Raw genomic sequence first — 19,286 nt, 5'->3', positions numbered from 1 at the left:
AAATCCTGTTCAGAATTGATCATTTTTTCAAAATGGATAAGATATTCAGTGACAAAACCAAGTAAAAAACTTGCGAAAAATTAAAGACTAAACGGAATATCACAAAAAATAGGACCAGTATGAGCCAGACTTATCAAAACGATCTCATTGGAATCAAAGACGTAGCAGCACGACTCCCACATTTGGTCACGAAGTTGCCAAATATTCTTGTCGGGCTCAAACAGGCTTATTTACGTACTCCTAAAACGCCAGCAGGTCTTGCCCTCGCTTTTGAGCGTGCAGCGCAAAAAAATCCTCAAGGTATTGCGCTGTTATGTGAAGATCAGAAATATACCTACCAACAACTAAATGATTGGGCAAACCAAATTGCACACTACTACATCACTAAGGGTGCAAAAAAAGGTGATGTGATTGCGGTTATTGTTGAAAACCGTAGTGAACTTATTGCCACCGTCATTGGTCTTGCAAAAATTGGGGTTGTTTCAGCGCTCGTCAATACGTCTCAAACAGGTAAGGTACTTACCCATAGTATTAATTTGGTTAAACCAATCGGCGTAATTGTCGGTGAAGAATGCCGTGAAGCTGTCGATGAAGTACGCGAACAACTGACTGTCGCAAAAGATAAGCTCTATTGGTTTGCTGATCAAAATACACGCCAAAATGCTGGTCAAGCACCTGAAGGCTATCATAATCTTGCACAAGAAATTTTATCTGAATCTAAAGATAATCTAGCTGAAACACATAAGGTGACTGGTGCTGACGGCTTATTCTACATCTATACGTCTGGCACAACAGGTTTACCAAAAGCCGTAGTCTTTACCAATAGTCGTTGGATGTTAGCGTATGGCACATATGGTCATGTCCTCAATCTAAATAAAGATGACGTTATGTATGTCACTTTACCGCTTTATCATGCTACAGGCATGGTAGTGTGCTGGTGTGGTGTAATTGCTGGTAGTTCGACACTAGCGATTCGTCGTAAGTTCTCAACCTCTTCTTTTTGGAAAGATGTTCAAAAATTTAATGCATCAGCAATTGGTTATGTTGGTGAGCTATGTCGCTATCTTCTAGATGCACCTGAATCACACCAAGATCGCAATCATCGCGTCACCAAGATGATTGGTAACGGCATGCGTCCAAATATTTGGGATAAATTTAAAAATCGCTTTGGCATTGAAGAAGTACTCGAACTTTATGCTTCAAGTGAAGGCAATGTCGGCTTTTCCAATATTTTAAACTTCGACAATACCGTAGGTTTCTCTCCTATTCCTTATGCCATTATCCAATACGACAAGGAAAAAGAAGCTCCTATTCGTGATGCAAAAGGTCATTGTATTAAAGTCAAAAAAGGTGAAACAGGCTTATTGATTGGTAAAATTACCAATCGCTCGCCCTTTGATGGTTATACCGATCCAGAAAAGAATAAATCCTCGATCATGCATGATGTTTTTACCAAAGGAGATTCTTATTTCATCACAGGTGACCTCGTGCGAGATATCGGGTGCCGCCATGCTCAATTTGTTGACCGTCTCGGTGATACCTTCCGCTGGAAAGGTGAGAATGTCTCTACAACTGAGGTTGAAAATATTTGTAGTGACTATGAAAAGATCACAGAAGCAGTGGTATACGGCGTTGAGATTCCAAATACTAACGGTCGTGCAGGTATGGCAGCCATCACTTTAGCAGAAGGTGCTGAACTAAATGAGCAAGATTTATCCGATATGGCTCAGTTCTTTAAGAAGTCTTTGCCTAGCTATGCAGTTCCAGTGTTCTTACGTGTACAGAAAACACTCGAAACTACAGGAACATTTAAATATCAAAAGAGTAAGTTAAAGGAAGAAGCTTATTTTCCAGACAAAACTTCAGATCGTATTTTGGTTTTATTACCAAATGAAGATGCATATTGCGATTTAAATGAAGAGATTCTGAAAAATATTGAACAGTATAAATATCGTTTTTAAGCTAAAATCGATTGTTTTTTGGCTAGAAAACACGAAATTGTGTCATTTCTAGCCAAACGTAACAAAGTTTTATATTTTTTACTTGCGCTACTCAAATAACTTGCTAAAATACGCAACATCAAAACGAGATGGGTCGTTAGCTCAGTTGGTAGAGCAGCGGACTTTTAATCCGTTGGTCCCGCGTTCGAGTCGCGGACGACCCACCACTTATTTTGAAACCCCTATGGGTCGTTAGCTCAGTTGGTAGAGCAGCGGACTTTTAATCCGTTGGTCCCGCGTTCGAGTCGCGGACGACCCACCAGATTCTTAAAAAAGCCTTTCATCTTGAAAGGCTTTTTTATTGCCTGCAATATAATACAAGCTACCCTCATAGAGGATCAATTCTTATATCTTCAAAGCTTTTGACGTTGCAAAGTATATGCACGTGACGGAAGCGGATTGTCTTTAAAGAAAGTTTGGTTCACTTCCGTTGCATTGGCAATTTTATCAAGATCCATGACCATATTACCCTGCTCATCCAAATCGTAAAAAAACTGAACCCCACTCTCTCTCAAAATAATGATTTGATGGTGATGCGGATCATACAACCAACGATCTTGGCGATATTGACGTTGCGTTGTAAATTCAACCTTACCACGATGCATAAAAATACGATGAGCTGTGCCATCAGCCAATAAATTGATAATAAACTCAGCTTCACCCTTATCACAACGAGCAAAGCCATCATCACATTGCATGGTGGTTTGGTAACGACCTACAAATTTCTGCCATTCTTTAGCAACAGACTGCGGTGTTGTATCCGCATTCTCTTGAACTGGAGGCCGTGCCTTACCTGCGACATTCGTTAATGAGTTAGAAGACTCAGGCGTATGCGACTCCTGAATTTGGTTGATGTGTTCAATATGTGGCGATTCATTCTGGCTACATGCCGCAAGTGCAATATTCATGATGGCGATAATGCTGAACATTGAGATTGAATGAACTTTAAAATTTAAATTCATCATTTTATATCTTGAGCCATTTCATAAATTGCGATGTATAAAAATATTATCCTTATAAAATAGGGATATACAAGTATTAGACTGATCTGACTATTTATGCAGAACCTATACCACATCAAGGTTTTATCTTTTTCATTACATAAAATTACGATATTTTTTGAATAATCTCCTTTAAAACTAAAAATTATTCTCCATATAAAATGTATAGACAAACGTTAAAGAAAAATTGCGAAGTCTATTTCATGACTATTTTAGGTTCTAAAGGAGAACTCAATGGCCAATGTTGGTTTATATCGCTCAAACCGCTCTAACATGATTGCTGGTGTGATGGGCGGTATTGCTGAACGTTTTGGTTGGAATGCGAATTTATTACGAATTATTTTTGTTCTAGTGTCAGTGATGAGCGCTGCATTTCCAGGAATTTTAGTGTACTTAGTGCTTTGGTTAGTGATGCCAAAAAATAAAGTTCAGCACGAACATTCAAATACTTATGATCGTCCAATGCGCACTGTACATCAGGACAGATCACCGCTTTAACTTGAGTTTACCCTCAATCACCCACACAACCTCGGGTGAGTTTTTTAACACGATAATTTCCCCCAATTATCGTGTTTTTTTTATTCTCATTTTGCATCTTTCTCAAAATAGCGCTAACTTGAACAAAACAATAAATATGGACAATCAATGGCACAGTCGGAATGGATGGTATTGTGGCTATGCGCACTGGCCGCATTATTACATGGCCTGAGCGGTTTCGGCTTTCCCATGATGAGTACCGCCGTACTCTCTACTCAACTCCCGCTCAGCCTCGCTGTCACTTTGGTCATTCTTCCCTGTCTCATTTTAAATTTAATTCTGCTAACTGCTCACCCTCAGTATTCAATATGGCAGAGCATTCAACACTACAGCATAAGATTTTTTCCCCTTATTCTAAGTAGCTTAGTTGGCAGTCTGCTTGGGGTGAAACTTTTATTGTGGCTCAATGAAGGTTATTTAAAGCTTTTACTTGGCATGGTGATGGTACTGTATGTGATTGATCAATTACGACAACATTCATTCACCGTCAGCCCGTCAGTGCTCAATATGCTGATATTCGGTCTGTTAGCAGGCATTATCGGTGGTGCTACCAATGCAATGGCACCATTTCTAATGATGTATTTACTCAGCTGTCAGCTGAGTAAAACCGATATTGTGATCGTGAGTAATTTAAGCTTTATCGCCAGCAAATTGATACAACTCCTTCTACTTTACCCAATTTTGGTCAATATTGATAAGCATCAACAACTTTTAGTCATGTTGATCTGTGTTTTTGCAATATTTGGGGTATGGATCGGAGGACGGATCAGGCAACACATCTCTCAACAGTTTTTTAAAAATACAGTATTGATCCTATTACTTTTGCTCGGTATTCAAGCCCTGTGGCAAAGCTATAATTTATTAGAACAATCGATTTCATTGTTTAAATAGTATATTTTGAAAAGTGATAAGGATATTCATTCTTCAGAATTAAGAAGTTTAATACATGCAACTATAAAACCTATAGCGACATTCAAAAGGAGCGAATATGACGGAACAACTCGCGACCCCAACCAACATGATGCCAAAAGGGCTCATCAAAGGTTGGGTGTTGATACTGATCGCCGCTTTTATTTCTTATGGACTCTATCAAGTCTTACCCTATGATGAAAACGCCAATAAAGGGTTGGCATTACTTTGCTTTATCGGCATTTTATGGCTGACTGAGGCCATCCATATCACGATTACCGCCCTATTGGTACCCGTACTCGCGGTTCTTCTCGCGATGCCTATGGCTAAAGGCGATGAGCTTATACCAATCACAACACAAGCGGCATTAGCTACATTTGCAGATCCTGTGATTTTTTTATTTTTTGGTGGCTTCGCATTAGCGACCGCGCTGCATATTCAAAAGCTCGATAAAAAAATTGCGATGTGGATCATCTCTATGTCTGGTGGTCATCTCGGCATCTCTGTAATAGCGATTTTTGCTGTAACAGCACTTTTATCTATGTGGATTTCAAATACGGCGACTGCAGCAATGATGCTTCCACTTGCCCTTGGTTTACTTTCACATTTAGATGTCAGTCGAGATCGAAAAACATTTGTTTTTATCCTGTTAGGTATTGCCTATTCTGCAAGTATTGGTGGCTTAGGGACCATGGTTGGCTCTCCACCAAATGCAATCGCGGCTAAGGCTTTAGACTATGATTTTGCAGATTGGATGAAAATCGGTTTACCGATGATGCTGCTCATTTTACCTGCCATGCTCTTGAGTCTCTATCTGGTACTTAGACCTAAGCTCAACCATAAAGTCCAATTTGTGACTGAGGATATCCCTTGGACAGGAACTCGAATTGCAACAATGATATTGTTTGTCTGCACAGCTATCGCTTGGATCTTCAGTAAAAAGCTCACCGATACTTTTGGTATCACTCAACCTGATACCTGGATTGCTGTGTTAGCAGCATGCTTGGTCGTGATTATCGGTACTGCAACATGGAAACAAGTCGCTGAAAATACGGATTGGGGCGTTTTATTTTTATTTGGCGGTGGTTTAACCCTCAGTGCAATTTTAAAAGATTCAGGCAGTTCATTGGTGCTTGGTCAAACCCTAGCCAATGCCTTTGGTGATGCCTCCCCACTCCTCATTATTTTCGTCGTTGCTACGTTCATTATCTTCTTGACTGAATTCACCAGTAACACTGCATCTGCTGCACTGTTAGTACCAGTCTTTGCAGCGATTGCCGATCAAATGGGTATGCCCAAGGAAATTTTAGTTATTGTGATCGGCATTGGTGCTTCTTGTGCATTTATGCTTCCTGTTGCGACACCACCAAATGCCATCGTATTTGGTACCGGACATATTCAACAGTCTGAAATGATGAAAGTCGGATTCGTCCTGAATATAATGTGTATTTTCATTGTGTCACTATTTATCTATTGGTTCTTTAGCTAATTTAAAAAATGTTCAAAAAAGAAAAAAGCACGATATCGTGCTTTTTTCTTGTCGATTCAAAGCCAGTCTTTTATTTATTTTGCAACACCCAACCAAGTGAATTTTTGTGGTACGGCATCTAGCTTGATACTGCGTTCAATCTTGGCCGATTTCAAATCAATCTCATGAATCTGTTTCGTCACCACATTATTGATGAAAACACGATCTTGCTGACCATGCGCAATCAGCGCTGCCTTCTCTATCGCTTCTGAACCTTGCTCAATCACTTGAATACGATGTTTCACTGTCCAAGACTCAGTATCTAAAATCACCAATTGCCCCAATGAATCGAGTATCACGAAATAATCGCCAGATTGGCTATACGTCTGCTGAAGACGTTTCACATTGGTATCTTTCTCAGTCCATGGAATTTGTTGAACCAACTTATTTGCACCATTGATAATGAATAAATCAGGTGTAGCGGATGCCAATCCAACTAGCTCTTGCGCATTGGCTTGGCCAACGACTGTACCAATACGAACGTCCAACTTAATCTTCGAGTCTTTAAAAAGACCTGCAACACCATGCTCGACAAGCAATACGCCGTCTTCACAGCCAAATGCACTATAACCTTTAACCGATGAAGCCCCGTGCAAACCTGGACACGTATTTTCTAAATTATTTTGACCATGGAAATGATCACCATGCAGTTCGTAATTTCTCACCACACTTGCTAATGTTTCGCCTGATCCTGAATATGAACTCAATACATACTCACCCAACGGTTCAGCTACACCATGATGTTTAAATGGCAGCTTTTGGGATGCCACATTTTTTGAAGCGATTCCTGCATCTGTAAATACATCAAATTTTGATGTTTCAGTCTCGCTACCATCATAAAAAATAGCAGCCTGACCATTAAAATTCCGATAATGCGTAGGTGCAGCACCATTGAGTTGGAAGTTCAATAACTGAGGTGAAGCAGTTCCCTTATCACTTAAACCGCTGTCATAAAAATTAACAGTGCCACCAACTCGATCCATCAAGATGCCATAACGTGAACTGGGACTGCTATGTAACGCAAATGGCATCGTCTTCAGTTGTTTAACATCGATGACTTTTTGCTGTTCTAAATCGAATAAACTCAATTCTGGTCGATCGACTTGATCATTGATGATCAAAAGTCTCCCCTCTTGATTTACCACAGTTGTTGGTTTTTCAGGCGGATTATTCTGATTTGATTTGTTGTTATCACTACCACCACAAGCTGTCAGTAAAATAGCTGAAAGCAAAATGCTGATCTTTGGTAATTGGTTTTTCATGGAGATCATCTCTTATTATGACAATACATTACACTTGAAATGTTATAACATAACATTTATAACATAGTGATACAGAGATTCAAAGATTTATTCATTATCTCAGATGAAATATCTCCACTGAAAAGCCAAAAGTTAAAGTAAAAATGAAATCAACTGAGGTTGATTTCCTGCCATCTGATTAAAAACTTCAACATGTAGGCAAGAACACTACAGATGTCGTTCTGCTCCAAGTATGCAAACTTTTTAGCAATTGAGTTGGCCGCACAAATTTATGGACTAACCTTTGCCACTCCCTGCTAAAGTCCTTATAATTGAGCGCAATTTTTCTCTAATTTTAAGTGGAAGACCATGAGTCGCGCCATATCGCATATTGATACTTTCCAAGGCTTAATTCTTGCCTTACAAAACTACTGGGCGGAGCAAGGCTGCGTCGTGTTACAGCCTTACGACATGGAAATGGGTGCAGGTACATTCCACACTGCAACTTTCCTACGCGCATTAGGGCCTGAAACTTGGAACGCTGCATACGTTCAACCTTCACGTCGTCCGAAAGACGGTCGTTATGGTGAAAACCCAAACCGTTTGCAACATTACTACCAATTCCAAGTGGTACTTAAGCCAAACCCAGACAACATCCAACAGCTGTATCTTGACTCGCTTAAAGCGATTGGTATTGATCCGTTGGTACATGACATTCGTTTCGTAGAAGACAACTGGGAATCTCCAACGCTTGGCGCGTGGGGCTTAGGTTGGGAAGTATGGTTAAACGGCATGGAAGTGACTCAGTTCACTTACTTCCAACAAGTCGGTGGTGTTGAGTGCTACCCTGTTACTGGAGAAATCACTTATGGTTTAGAGCGTCTTGCAATGTACTTGCAAGGTGTAGACTCAGTTTACGATTTGGTTTGGACTAAAGGTCAGTTTGGTACAGTGACTTATGGTGATGTATTCCATCAAAATGAAGTTGAACAGTCGACTTATAACTTTGAATACGCACCTGTCGATAAACTGTTTGAACTCTTCGACTTCTATGAAACTGAAGCAACACGTTTAATCGAAGCAAAACTTCCACTTCCTGCGTATGAGCAAGTGGTTAAAGCGTCTCATAGCTTTAACTTGCTTGATGCGCGTGGTGCGATTTCTGTGACAGAACGTCAGCGTTATATTTTACGTGTACGCACATTGGCGCGTTCAATTGCAAATGCTTATGTGGCTGCACGTGCGGAACTTGGTTTCCCAATGGCAGAACCAGCACTACGTGATGAAGTATTGGCACAGTTAAAGGCACAAGTTGAAGCAGAAGCAAAATCTGAGGAGAGCAAATAATGTCTAAACATACCGTTTTGTTCGAATTAGGTTGTGAAGAACTTCCACCAAAAAGCTTAAAAAAATTACGTGATGCACTACAAGCTGAAACCGTAAAAGGCTTAAAAGATGCAGGTCTTGCATTCGACTCGATCGAAGCCTATGCAGCACCACGTCGTCTTGCCCTTAAAATCGTAAACGTTGATGGCGCGCAAGCGGACACGCAAAAACGTTTTGATGGCCCTGCGAAACAAGCAGCGTTTGATGCTGAAGGTAACCCAACTAAAGCGCTTGAAGGCTTTATGCGTGGTCAAGGCATCACGGTTGATCAAATCTCGACTTTTCAAGCGGGTAAAGTCGAAAAAGTTTGCTACTTAAAAGATGTCAAAGGTCAAAGCCTTGATGCTTTACTTCCACAAATTTTACAAAATGCATTGGACAATCTTCCAATTGCGAAACGTATGCGTTCAGCGGCAAGCCGTACCGAATTTGTACGTCCAGTAAAATGGGTGGTATTGCTTAAAGACAACGACGTTGTTGATGCAACAATTCAAGATCACAAAGCAGGTAACGTAACTTTCGGTCATCGTTTCCATGCACCTGAAGCAATTACTTTAACGCATGCTGATGAATACTTAGCGAAGTTAAAAGCGGCTTACGTTGTGGCAAACTTTGAAGAGCGTCAAGCAATCATTGACGGTCAAGTCAAAGCTTTAGCTGATGAAGTAAATGCGATTGCGATTGTACCTAGCGACTTACGTGACGAAGTGACTGCACTGGTTGAATGGCCTGTTGCGCTTCGTGCAAGCTTCGAAGAACGCTTCCTTGCTGTTCCTCAAGAAGCACTCATCACAACAATGCAGGACAACCAAAAGTACTTCTGCTTAGTAAATAGCGACAATAAACTTCAACCGTACTTCATTACTGTGTCAAATATTGAGTCTAAAGACCCGACACAAATTATTGAAGGTAACGAGAAAGTAGTTCGTCCACGTTTATCTGATGCTGAATTCTTCTTCTTACAAGACCAAAAACAACCGCTTGCTTCTCGTAAAGAGAAACTTGCCAATATGGTCTTCCAAGCAGAATTGGGTACGCTTTGGGACAAATCGACACGTATTGCAAAACTCGCTGTTGCTTTAGCGCCAATTACAGGTGCAAACCCTCAAGACGCTGAAAAAGCTGCGCTTCTTGCAAAATGTGACTTAACCTCTGAACTTGTGGGTGAATTCCCAGAACTTCAAGGGATTGCAGGCACTTACTACGCACGTCTTGAAGGCGAAAATGATGAAGTTGCTGAGTCTTTAGGTGAGCAGTATTTACCTAAATTTGCAGGTGACGTTTTACCAAAAACTAAAACAGGTACAACGATTGCCCTTGCTGACCGTTTAGATACCTTGACGGGTATTTTCGGTATTGGTCAAGCACCTACAGGTTCTAAAGACCCGTTTGCACTACGTCGTTCTGCAATTGGTATCTTACGTCTTGTGACTGAAAACGAGCTTGATGTGTCAATTGAAGACTTGATCAAACTTGCTTTAGCGGCTTATGGCGATGTATTAAAAGATCATGATAAGACGCTAAACGATGCTGTTGCATTCCTTGAAGGTCGTTACCGTGCGAAATACGAAGACCAAGGCGTTGCTGTTGATGTGATTCAAGCGGTTCAAGCGTTGTCACCAAAATCACCACTTGATTTTGATAAGCGTGTAAATGCGGTAAATCATTTCCGTGCATTACCTGAAGCGGCTGCGCTTGCTGCTGCGAATAAGCGTGTTGCAAACATTCTTGCGAAAGAAGCTGCACCTGAAGGCGCTGTGGTTGAAGCAAACTTGGTTGAAGATGCTGAGAAAGCATTGTTCGCTGAACTTGCGAAAATCACGCCTGTGGTTGAGCCATTATTTGCTGCGAAAGACTACACTGCTGCGTTGTCTGCACTTGCTGCACTTCGTGCGCCAGTCGATGCATTCTTTGACGGTGTAATGGTGATGGCAGATGATGCTGAATTAAAAGCAAACCGTTTACGTATGCTTGCACAGCTTCGTGATTTGTTTACGAAAGTGGCTGATATTTCGGTGTTACAGCACTAAGTTGAATTTGAAATAAGCTTAAAACCCTGCTAGAAATAGTGGGGTTTTTTATTAAAAATTTTGAGTAAATTATTCCTATTTTTAATCATCCCATAAAAAAGTAAGTTCCTCTTATCATATTTGACTATTGTGAGACATCTTAAAATAGGAAATCCAGAATGTTAGACACATGTATCAAAGCAGTGGATTTGATATTAGATGCAATATATTCAACAGGTGAAAGACACCAACTACTATCTGAATTTGGGATTCGTGAACCAGATAGCCCTATTTGGTCTAGCACACTTGGTACTTCAATCTATGTGAGAAATGAAAAAACATACTCTAAAGCTATTTTTTACATTAGACAAAATGGTGTTCCATATCTATCAGAACTTCCTATATCAGAACTAAAACGACAAGTAACTCAATTTTTAACAGAAAATTTCTGGTACATCAAAGACGGGGAATTTTCCCGTAATCCAAATTTATCCTACAACTTACAAATCCCTTTTAATGCAAAATTGCAATTAGCTAGGGCATTAATGATCTCACCGCTTTTTCAAACAACTCATATAATTTTTCTATACCCATTTAATTCCATTTCCACAGAAAATAACTTAAGGCTAGAAAGTTTTTTTATAGTAAATAGCTCTAATCTAAGCTCTAAAGATCTAAATATTTCTAATGATGACTTCAAGCAATTTAATTTTAATTATTATCCTAGCATTATTGATAATCAAATAAATCAAAAAAGAATATCGACATGGATTGGTATACATGCTCCAACAGAGAAAATTTCTCAGCGAATGTTATATGCACTTCTCGGTGCAATTTCCTTATTTGAAGACTCAAAAAAGAGATATTGCTTTAATGGCGAACCCAAAGATTCTGGGTGCGCTTATTTTCCAAACGATTATCAATATACTTATAAAGAGACCGCAGATTTACTACCAAGCTTATATTTCAAATTAAAAATTGGAAATGATCTATCAACTCATTTGAAAGATATCTCTAATTTTATGAGCTCTATGAGTAAAGAAAGCGAAAGGAGTATTTTAGCTTTAACTAATTTTTATAAAAGTTGGTTTGAAGATGAAGCTGGACAATATAGAACTCTTTGTACTTGTATTGAATCCTTAATTGAAGATACTAGTACTAAGAGTTCCCAAAAATTTAAAAATTTATGTCTACAATATTCAAATAAATTTGATAACAACCAAATCCATCATTTACTAAATATTAGAGGCTCTATTGTTCATGGAAAAGCCCCTCACCTATCTGATAGCTCATACTATGACTCTTATTTTGAGACCTATTTATCGGAACCATTAGCCGATCTTTTAAATATTGTTGAAATCGTCTTAAAAGGTCATATTTTTAACATCTGAGAGTAAAAAATGAAATTTCTAAATTTTGTTATTGCATTATCAAGTAGCTTAACCCTTACAGCCTGTTCAACTACACCAACGAATCCAAACGCCCCTATCGTATTAGAACAACACAAAAACATCGCTGTTGAACCTGAAACTCAACACAATATTGCTCGCCTCATTAAACAAAAAGACAACTGCCTCATTGAATTTACAGGCAACTTTGAGACAGGCAAAGCTACTGAATACTGGTTCTTCCAAGGGGAAAAACTGATTTCAGCACATTCAAATTTAGATGCAGATGTCGAGAACAAACAAACCGTATTTGATATTCAAGATTCGACGAAACAATCCAACTTTAACGCGCTCAAAAACCACTTTAACGCGCAAAATCTTCAACAGTGTGAACATTTCTAAGATGCTAAAAACCATTCATCTGATCACTCATAAACTACGACAGCACAATTGGCTAAAACCAACTGTGCTTTTTTTTATAAGTGGGGAGTATAAAGTGACTCGACCAGTGCCAAGTCTCACAAAAGATAGGTTTGAATTAGGGGATATCTCAGGTTGTTTTACATAAGATTAAAAAACGAATGATGCAAATTTCAATCATGGCTTGGATTTGATTATACCTAAACCGTAAAGTGGCCATTTATGATTAGGTTTAATATTATTCACAACCATCGCAATCAATACTAAAGCCACAGATCCTAAAAGCACAGGAAATATGAGGAAATTCCATCCATAGCTGATTGAATCTGCTGTTAATAAAATGACCAATGGATTTGCTCCTGCTGGAGGATGCACACATCTAAAAAATTGCATTAAGGCAATCGCACACCCGACTGATAAAGCTATAGTCAAAATCGAATCAGGAAAGAGCTTAAGAAAAAATAGACCGATAAAAGCAGAAATAAAATGACCGAAAATCACATTTCTAGGTTGAGCTAATGGCGACTGTGATACTGCATAAAGAATTACACAAGTTGCGCCAAAAGGCGCCATGATATAAATATTTCCCGTTAATTTACTCAACAAAAGTAGCAAAAAAATACTAATTGTTCCTCCAATAAAGCTCCGAATCATTTCGTGCGGTTTAGGAAAAGCAGTAAGTTTTTCTTTTCCTTCAAAAATTGAAAGCATACTGATATCGCCTTTTTAATATTGTTTTAAAAGCATAATACAGATAAAATAAAAATAGTACAGATCTGTACTATTTTTATTTTCAGGATTGCAAGGATGTCAAAATCAGCATTAAAAATTCTTGATACAGCAGAAAAACTATTTAACCAAAATAGCTTTGTTGGCGTAGGTGTAGACTTAATTCGAAATCAATCAGGGTGTTCGAAAACCACGATGTACACGTACTACAAAAATAAGATGCAGTTGGTTGAATCCGTTCTCAAAGCTCGTGATGAAAAATTTAAAGCGAGTTTGTTTCAATATATCGGCAAATCAGAAGGTCTTGCGGCAATAAACAAAATTTTTGATTGGCATATGCAGTGGTTTCAACAAGACTCCTTTAAAGGATGCTTATTTGTTAGAGCTGTCGCTGAATCGAACCAAGACGATAAATCTATAATCTCAGTTGCTCAAAATCATAAGCAATGGATAAAAGAATTAATATCAACACATTGCTTGAATATGGGCCGGCAAGACTTATCCGAATTAATTTACACATTAATAGAAGGATTAATTAGCCGATTCTTGGTAGATGGATTTGATCCTCAACTTGGTGCTCTGATTAAGAAAAATATAAATCATCTATTCGAGCAATGACTTTGATTTAAAGCTGCGCATATTTTGCCTAAATCAGTATTGCTTCAGATATCAGAGTAAAAAAATTTGATTAATCACGATTTTTCATAAAGGTGAAAGTCTCACATAGCGCTGAGTTTCTACAGTTTCAATAAAAGCTCCTGATTGGCATAAATGCTCACAATTTATAATTTTCTTTAGAAATCAGATAGAAGAAATATCTTCTAAATTATGATTAATTTATATACAGTTGTATTTTTTAAACTGACCCAATCAATATTTTTTTATATTAAAAATAAAATACTTAATCAAAACATCATTGCCAATCCGACAAACAGCAAGACCCCAACTTGTTAGTTAAACTAAACAGTGATACAACATCAAAGCCTAATCTGAATTATCTTTTTTGATCAGATTAGGAGACATAAAAATAAAATGAATGGAACGATTTGGCTTTATGCATATTTCATTCTTCACTCAAGCACGACTACAAAAATGAAAAACAAAAAGGAATTATGTAATGAAGTTGCTAAATTCTTTCTATGCTGCTGTTGGCATCGGCGTCACGATATTTGCGACCACCATTGGCATAGTGAATAAAACAATTAATCCAACTCCAAATGTGACACCAGACTTAAGCTATTTAAGTCCTCAACCCGACCCAGTGACCTCCCCAGATGTCACACTCCCAGGTACTCCCGTTGCATTAAAAAACACTCGACTCGGAACTAGACAATCTCCGAGTCAACCTCAAGTCCCATTACTTTCCAATGCCAATGCTCAATGGCAATTGTATGATCGACCTGCTGAATATCCTAAGTCGGTGACCTTGCCAGCACAGTGGATTACCATGCGTGATGGAACGCGAATCGCCACTTATGTCACGCTCCCTGCCGATGAGTCAGGTCGTCCTATCAATGCAAAATTCCCTGTGATTGTTATTCAAACGGCCTATAGCGCAGGGGTTGCAGGTAAGGTTTCAGCAATAGCAGGTGGTGCAGACCCTGAAATGGTGAAACGTGGCTACGCAACAGTCGTTGCAGATGTTCGTGGAACAGGTAACTCTACAGGTAAGTGGGAAGCTTTTGGCAAAGTCGAACAACAAGATGCTTATGAAATTATTGACTGGTCAAGTAAACAAAGCTTCTCTGATGGAAATGTCGGCTTATATGGCGTTTCTTATTTAGGAATCACGGCGATGCTGGGTGCAGCGACACAACATCCAGCGATCAAGGCAGCGTTCCCAATCGTACCTATGGGTGATGCGTACCGCGATATTCTTTTCAATGGTGGACAGCTAAATACGAACTTCATTCCACTTTGGATGAGTTTGATTACACTGTTGGGTACTTTACCGATTGATACCTTGGTTCAAGACCCGATTACTGGAAAACTGACCGCACTCGATAAAATTATTAACAGTACAGAATTCCAAATACCGCTTTTTGCCAATGCTCTAAAAGGCAAAGCTGATGCCTTTGATAATGACTTTTGGCAAGAAAGATCGCTGTTAGAACAAGCCAATAATATTAAAGTTCCGACTTTTATTGTCGGGGGAACACGTGATTTGTTCCAACGCAGTGAACCGCTTTGGCATGAAGCATTAAAAGGTCATACCACAGTAAAAACCTTTATTGGACCTTGGGCACACATTCAAGCCGCACAACTTTTCCCAAGTTTGCCTAAAGGTAATGTACCGCGTTTAGACAAAATGCAACTTCAATGGTTTGATCAATATTTAAAAGGCATCAACACTGGCGCTGAAACTCTACCTAACGTCACACAATGGGTGCACGGTTATGAAGATTATGTCGTCAGTACGGATTGGCCGCATGTAGCATTAGAACCTGATCGTTTATTCTTAAATACACGTGGAAATCTTGCAAAAGATCGACCAACGTCAAGCTCTGGTGAAAACTACTTATTACAAGCGCCAACTTTCGGTTTATGCTCAAGTACTGTTGAACAAGTTCTCATTGGTGCAACGTCTATCCTACCGTTCCCATGTCTGGAAAATAGCAACTTGGCGAATATTCCTGCTTCAGTCTTTAACTCAGTACCTTTAACTGAAGACTATTATTTAAATGGACCGATACAAGCTGACTTGTGGATTTCATCCAGCTCTAAAGACAGTGGTTTAGTCGTACGTGTATCCGATGTGGACCCAAGAACGGGCAATGCTAAAACATTAAGCACGGGTATTATCACAGCGTCCATGCGTAAAGTTGACGAATCACGTTCTCGTTATATCAAAGGACAAATGATTCAACCTTGGCATACATTTAAAGCATCTGATATTCAACCTTTGGACAAAAACAAGCCAGTCTTGGTCAATGTTGAGATTCCAGCAACTGCTGCGCTTATTCCTAAAGGACATCGTATTCAAATTTCGGTGGTTTCCAGTGATGTATGGAAAGGCGTTGCCCCATTACCAAGTTTAACTTCATCGCTTTTGGGATCGATTTCGATCTATTCGAATTCACAATACCCATCGAGCGTAGTTTTACCAAAAGTCCCGACTCAATATCTGAAGCATTAATTTTTAGATTTCTTATAAACAGCGTCTGAGCATGAATCCATGCTCAGACTTTTTTATGTTGAATATATTGGTTTGATCAACACCTGTCTTAGAATCGGATGATAAACTTTACTTTTAATTTTGTTGTCCACGATCGAATGCACACGATGTAGCGTTGTATCCTAAGAGCCTTTAAGCGATACAAGATGAATAAAAATTGTAGCTTTAGTCATTAAAACTGCCGAAGCACAACGTTACAGATACATTTCAACATTGAAACAGCCCCATCGCTCATGTAGTTTGCTTGGAAACTGATAAAAAATTCAAACGTTTTGTACAGATGAGGCGATTGAGTCACAGCGCCACCCATACAGAACCGAGAAGAGGATCCTTCATGAACATAATGAAAACGATGCTGGTAAGTTGTATTACGCTATACTCAGCAACTACATTTGCTCAAGACTCTACTTTAACAGGCAACAATCCTGCTTACGGTGACAATCCAAATTTAGCCAAAGTACTTGCAGTCAAATCACAAGAGACTTTGCAAAATACAGCCAACACCGTTGATGATGCGACCAAGCGTGGTATTGCTAAAATCAAACCATCCGTCGATTCAGCTTGGCAAAACACCAAAGAATTCACCAATGAAAAAGCGGTTGCATTACGTGACGGTGCTCGTCAAGGCGTAGATACAACTGTTAAATCTGTGCAGCATGTTAAACAGAACCTCGTCGGAGCAGGTGGTGTTCCCATCGAAAGAGGCAGTTTGAGTCAACCTAACCCAACGACAGCACCTGCTGTCACTGCCTCCCCTGCTCCAACTACTGCATCGGTCGCTTTACCCGTTCAAGAAAATTCAGTCAACCTTGAAACTGCGCAATCAGCCAACACCACGCTAGCAAGTCAAAATCAAGCACCTGAAGCAGAACCGACCATTCAGCGTCAAAGTGTTGCTTTACCTAATAGTGGAGCTACCACCTCTAGTCCAGCTGTAGATGACAGTGATGCAGGTGTCCCACGTTAACCCATGTCGTTTTATTCAAACCTAAGTGGAGTTTATTTATTAGGTTGAGTTTATTTATATCTCTTCAAGAAAAAAGGTGCTTCTCACAGCACTTTTTTTATTGCTTAACTTCAGTTGACTTGACGGATCGGCTGACCCGCTTTAAATGCAGCTGCGTTTTCCTGTACTTGTTGCACAATGCGTTGACGTGCTTCAACGCTTCCCCATGCACTGTGTGGTGTAATAATGAGATTAGGGATATCCGAATTCAATAACACATTGCCTTGCTGAGGCGGTTCTATACTCAATACATCAGTCGCTGCCCCTGCGATTCTCCGATTGATTAGTGCTTCCGCCAATGCTTGTTCATTCACAATGCCACCACGAGCACAATTAATTAAATATGCACTTACTTTCATTAGACTGAATGCTTCTGCATCAATTAAGTCGCGTGTTGTTTCAGTTAATGGACAATGTAAGCTAATAAAGTCTGATTGACGCAGCAAGCTTTCTAAACTGACACGATCAGCGGCTGCAGGTCGTCCTGGTAAATGAGCCACAATCACCTTCATACCAAAGGCTTCAGCCAATTTCGCTACGGCTTGACCAAGCTCACCATAGCCCAAAATCCCTAAGGTCTTACCATTCAATTCAGCAATGGGGAAATCTAATAAACAGAATTGTGATGCTTTATTCCATTCACCCGCACGAACTGCACGATCATATTGAATAAAAGACGTTGCCAAGTTCAGCATCAACATCATGGTATGTTGAGCTACAGCGGCAGTACCATATGCCTGACAGTTACATACCACAATGTTTTGAGCTTTTGCTTGGATTAAATCGACATTATTGGTGCCTGTGGCTGAAATTAAAATTAATTTAAGCTGCGGTCGTTGTTGCATCATGTCTGCCGTAATCACCACTTTATTGGTCACCACCACATCTACATCCGCAATGCGTTCAAGCACTTGATCTGGATCAGTGCGCTCAAAGAATGTTACCTCATCAAAGACTTGATACCACCCCGAAAAATCTAAATCATTCTGATCGAGAGAGAATTGATCCAAAAAAACAGCTTTCACGTTGAACCTCAGCAATATTGATCTGCATTTCGACTGCAAGATTTTCATGATAATTCAACTGATTGTAAGCTTAATTGTAGGTCAACAATAGCTGATTTGACTGTTTTTTTGTCTCAGATTGCGTCGTTGCTGCACGCTGTGCTTTTAGGGAAAATTGATCTTCTTTCAGCGCATTTAAATATGCCGTTGCCAAACGATACGCTTCTTCACAAATACGTTCAGAAATCCGATCTTCTGTGTAATAACCATGTTTCATACAAGTAAAGATCATTTCAATAATGATCAACATACTGTCAGGTTGTTGCGGTAAATAATCATCTACCCGAATTGCTTTAAGTGCATCTCTTAAATCTTGACTGAACTGTTTGAGTTCCATTTGATGACGTAAATATACTTGTCGGTTCAGGGGTCCTGATAAAATCAATAATCGGGCCACAGCAGATTCATTATAAAACTTGGCAGTGGTCTCAATCACAGCTGCAGCCACCATTCGACCATAAGCCGACATACTTTCGTGCGGATGTTCTCGTATGACGTTTAAACCAGCTTCCTTAAGCAAGCTTACCAGTTTCTGCAAATGCAACTGTGCCATATGATGCAACAGATCATATTTTGTCGGAAAGAACTGATAAATACTGGCTCTTGGAATTTTTGAAGCATTGGCAATTTCAGGAATTGAAATTGACTCTAAGCCCATTTTAACTAAAAGTTTTTCAGCAGTTTGAATCACCTGCATAACACGGCGATGTGTACGCGATTGTTTTGGAGGATTCATTCCTGTTTCAGTTTTTACAATTTTCTTTTTATTCATCTGTCCCACCTAAATTCCATTTATATGGGTTTTTTGTGCTCAAGTAGACACGTGAAAGATGCATGAATATTCCGATATTCATAAATACATCATCATTTGAATCATTTAAATTCGTTATATA

General features: G+C 39.4%; 16 protein-coding genes and 2 tRNA genes. 13 read left to right on the top strand and 5 right to left on the bottom strand.

Translation table 11 applies throughout. The annotated features are described in order from the left end of the window. The first annotated feature begins 119 nt into the window (after positions 1-119). The 3 genes from AC1M9M_RS09380 (at position 120) to AC1M9M_RS09370 (ending at position 2,262) form a co-directional block, all read left to right on the top strand. A complete protein-coding gene (locus AC1M9M_RS09380; protein WP_481590071.1) occupies positions 120-1,961 on the top strand; it encodes a long-chain-acyl-CoA synthetase in 1,842 nt (613 codons plus the stop codon). 130 nt (positions 1,962-2,091) lie between these two features. After that, positions 2,092-2,167: transfer RNA gene (locus AC1M9M_RS09375), tRNA-Lys, on the top strand. Between the two features lie 19 nt (positions 2,168-2,186). Further along, positions 2,187-2,262: transfer RNA gene (locus tag AC1M9M_RS09370), tRNA-Lys, on the top strand. A 91-nt stretch (positions 2,263-2,353) separates the two neighbouring features. On the opposite strand, the gene AC1M9M_RS09365 is transcribed toward AC1M9M_RS09370, so the two are convergent. Then, positions 2,354-2,965 (bottom strand): hypothetical protein, encoded by a 612-nt coding sequence (locus AC1M9M_RS09365; protein WP_481588637.1) that lies wholly within the window; start codon positions 2,963-2,965, stop codon positions 2,354-2,356. A gap of 270 nt (positions 2,966-3,235) precedes the next feature. Here AC1M9M_RS09365 and AC1M9M_RS09360 point away from each other — a divergent pair, with 270 nt between their 5' ends. From AC1M9M_RS09360 to AC1M9M_RS09350, 3 genes are all read left to right on the top strand, one after another. Further along, positions 3,236-3,499: a PspC domain-containing protein gene (locus AC1M9M_RS09360; protein WP_179998741.1), complete on the top strand. Its 264-nt coding sequence runs from the start codon at positions 3,236-3,238 to the stop codon at positions 3,497-3,499. 147 nt (positions 3,500-3,646) lie between these two features. Beyond that, positions 3,647-4,429: a sulfite exporter TauE/SafE family protein gene (locus AC1M9M_RS09355; RefSeq protein ID WP_481596198.1), complete on the top strand. Its 783-nt coding sequence runs from the start codon at positions 3,647-3,649 to the stop codon at positions 4,427-4,429. Between the two features lie 97 nt (positions 4,430-4,526). Beyond that, on the top strand, positions 4,527-5,936 hold the full coding sequence (locus AC1M9M_RS09350; RefSeq protein ID WP_481596197.1) for an SLC13 family permease: 1,410 nt from the start codon (positions 4,527-4,529) through the stop codon (positions 5,934-5,936). Positions 5,937-6,010: 74 nt separating this feature from the next. Here AC1M9M_RS09350 and AC1M9M_RS09345 read toward each other — a convergent pair whose 3' ends face one another. Beyond that, positions 6,011-7,237, bottom strand: a complete 1,227-nt coding sequence (locus AC1M9M_RS09345) for a hypothetical protein (RefSeq protein ID WP_481596196.1) — start codon at positions 7,235-7,237, stop codon at positions 6,011-6,013. A gap of 348 nt (positions 7,238-7,585) precedes the next feature. Between AC1M9M_RS09345 and glyQ the strand changes: the two genes are divergently transcribed. The 4 genes from glyQ to AC1M9M_RS09325 all read left to right on the top strand — a co-directional run bounded on the left by glyQ (position 7,586) and on the right by AC1M9M_RS09325 (position 12,401). Then, complete coding sequence (gene glyQ / locus AC1M9M_RS09340) at positions 7,586-8,563, top strand: glycine--tRNA ligase subunit alpha (protein WP_035264216.1); 978 nt, start codon at positions 7,586-7,588, stop codon at positions 8,561-8,563. Continuing rightward, positions 8,563-10,632, top strand: coding sequence for a glycine--tRNA ligase subunit beta (glyS, locus tag AC1M9M_RS09335; RefSeq protein WP_481596195.1), 2,070 nt, complete (start codon positions 8,563-8,565; stop codon positions 10,630-10,632). Before glyQ ends, glyS begins: the two co-directional genes overlap by 1 nt. A 158-nt stretch (positions 10,633-10,790) precedes the next feature. Beyond that, complete coding sequence (locus AC1M9M_RS09330) at positions 10,791-12,002, top strand: hypothetical protein (RefSeq protein WP_481596194.1); 1,212 nt, start codon at positions 10,791-10,793, stop codon at positions 12,000-12,002. 9 nt (positions 12,003-12,011) lie between these two features. Further along, positions 12,012-12,401 carry a hypothetical protein gene (locus AC1M9M_RS09325; protein ID WP_481596193.1) on the top strand — a complete coding sequence of 130 codons (390 nt, stop codon included), beginning with the start codon at positions 12,012-12,014 and terminating at the stop codon, positions 12,399-12,401. 195 nt (positions 12,402-12,596) lie between these two features. Here the strand turns inward: AC1M9M_RS09325 and AC1M9M_RS09320 are convergent, their stop codons facing one another. Continuing rightward, positions 12,597-13,130, bottom strand: coding sequence for an HPP family protein (locus AC1M9M_RS09320; RefSeq protein ID WP_481596192.1), 534 nt, complete (start codon positions 13,128-13,130; stop codon positions 12,597-12,599). A gap of 96 nt (positions 13,131-13,226) precedes the next feature. On the opposite strand from AC1M9M_RS09320, the gene AC1M9M_RS09315 reads away from it, so the two are divergent. The 3 genes from AC1M9M_RS09315 (at position 13,227) to AC1M9M_RS09305 (ending at position 17,290) form a co-directional block, all read left to right on the top strand. Continuing rightward, the gene (locus AC1M9M_RS09315; RefSeq protein WP_481596191.1) at positions 13,227-13,766 is read left to right on the top strand and encodes a TetR/AcrR family transcriptional regulator; all 540 of its coding nucleotides are present in this window, start codon (positions 13,227-13,229) and stop codon (positions 13,764-13,766) included. A gap of 499 nt (positions 13,767-14,265) precedes the next feature. Continuing rightward, positions 14,266-16,284: a CocE/NonD family hydrolase gene (locus tag AC1M9M_RS09310; RefSeq protein ID WP_481596190.1), complete on the top strand. Its 2,019-nt coding sequence runs from the start codon at positions 14,266-14,268 to the stop codon at positions 16,282-16,284. 373 nt (positions 16,285-16,657) lie between these two features. Continuing rightward, complete coding sequence (locus AC1M9M_RS09305; protein ID WP_481596189.1) at positions 16,658-17,290, top strand: hypothetical protein; 633 nt, start codon at positions 16,658-16,660, stop codon at positions 17,288-17,290. Positions 17,291-17,400: 110 nt separating this feature from the next. Here the strand turns inward: AC1M9M_RS09305 and AC1M9M_RS09300 are convergent, their stop codons facing one another. Further along, positions 17,401-18,354, bottom strand: a complete 954-nt coding sequence (locus tag AC1M9M_RS09300) for a 2-hydroxyacid dehydrogenase (RefSeq protein ID WP_481596188.1) — start codon at positions 18,352-18,354, stop codon at positions 17,401-17,403. Between the two features lie 70 nt (positions 18,355-18,424). Next, positions 18,425-19,165: a TetR/AcrR family transcriptional regulator gene (locus tag AC1M9M_RS09295; RefSeq protein ID WP_481596187.1), complete on the bottom strand. Its 741-nt coding sequence runs from the start codon at positions 19,163-19,165 to the stop codon at positions 18,425-18,427. Positions 19,166-19,286 lie beyond the last annotated feature (121 nt).

The sequence above is a fragment of the Acinetobacter sp. ANC_7503 genome, assembly GCF_056780035.1.
The sequence above is the reverse complement of the archived record's forward strand: the minus strand, read 5'-3'. Positions and strand labels throughout refer to the sequence as shown.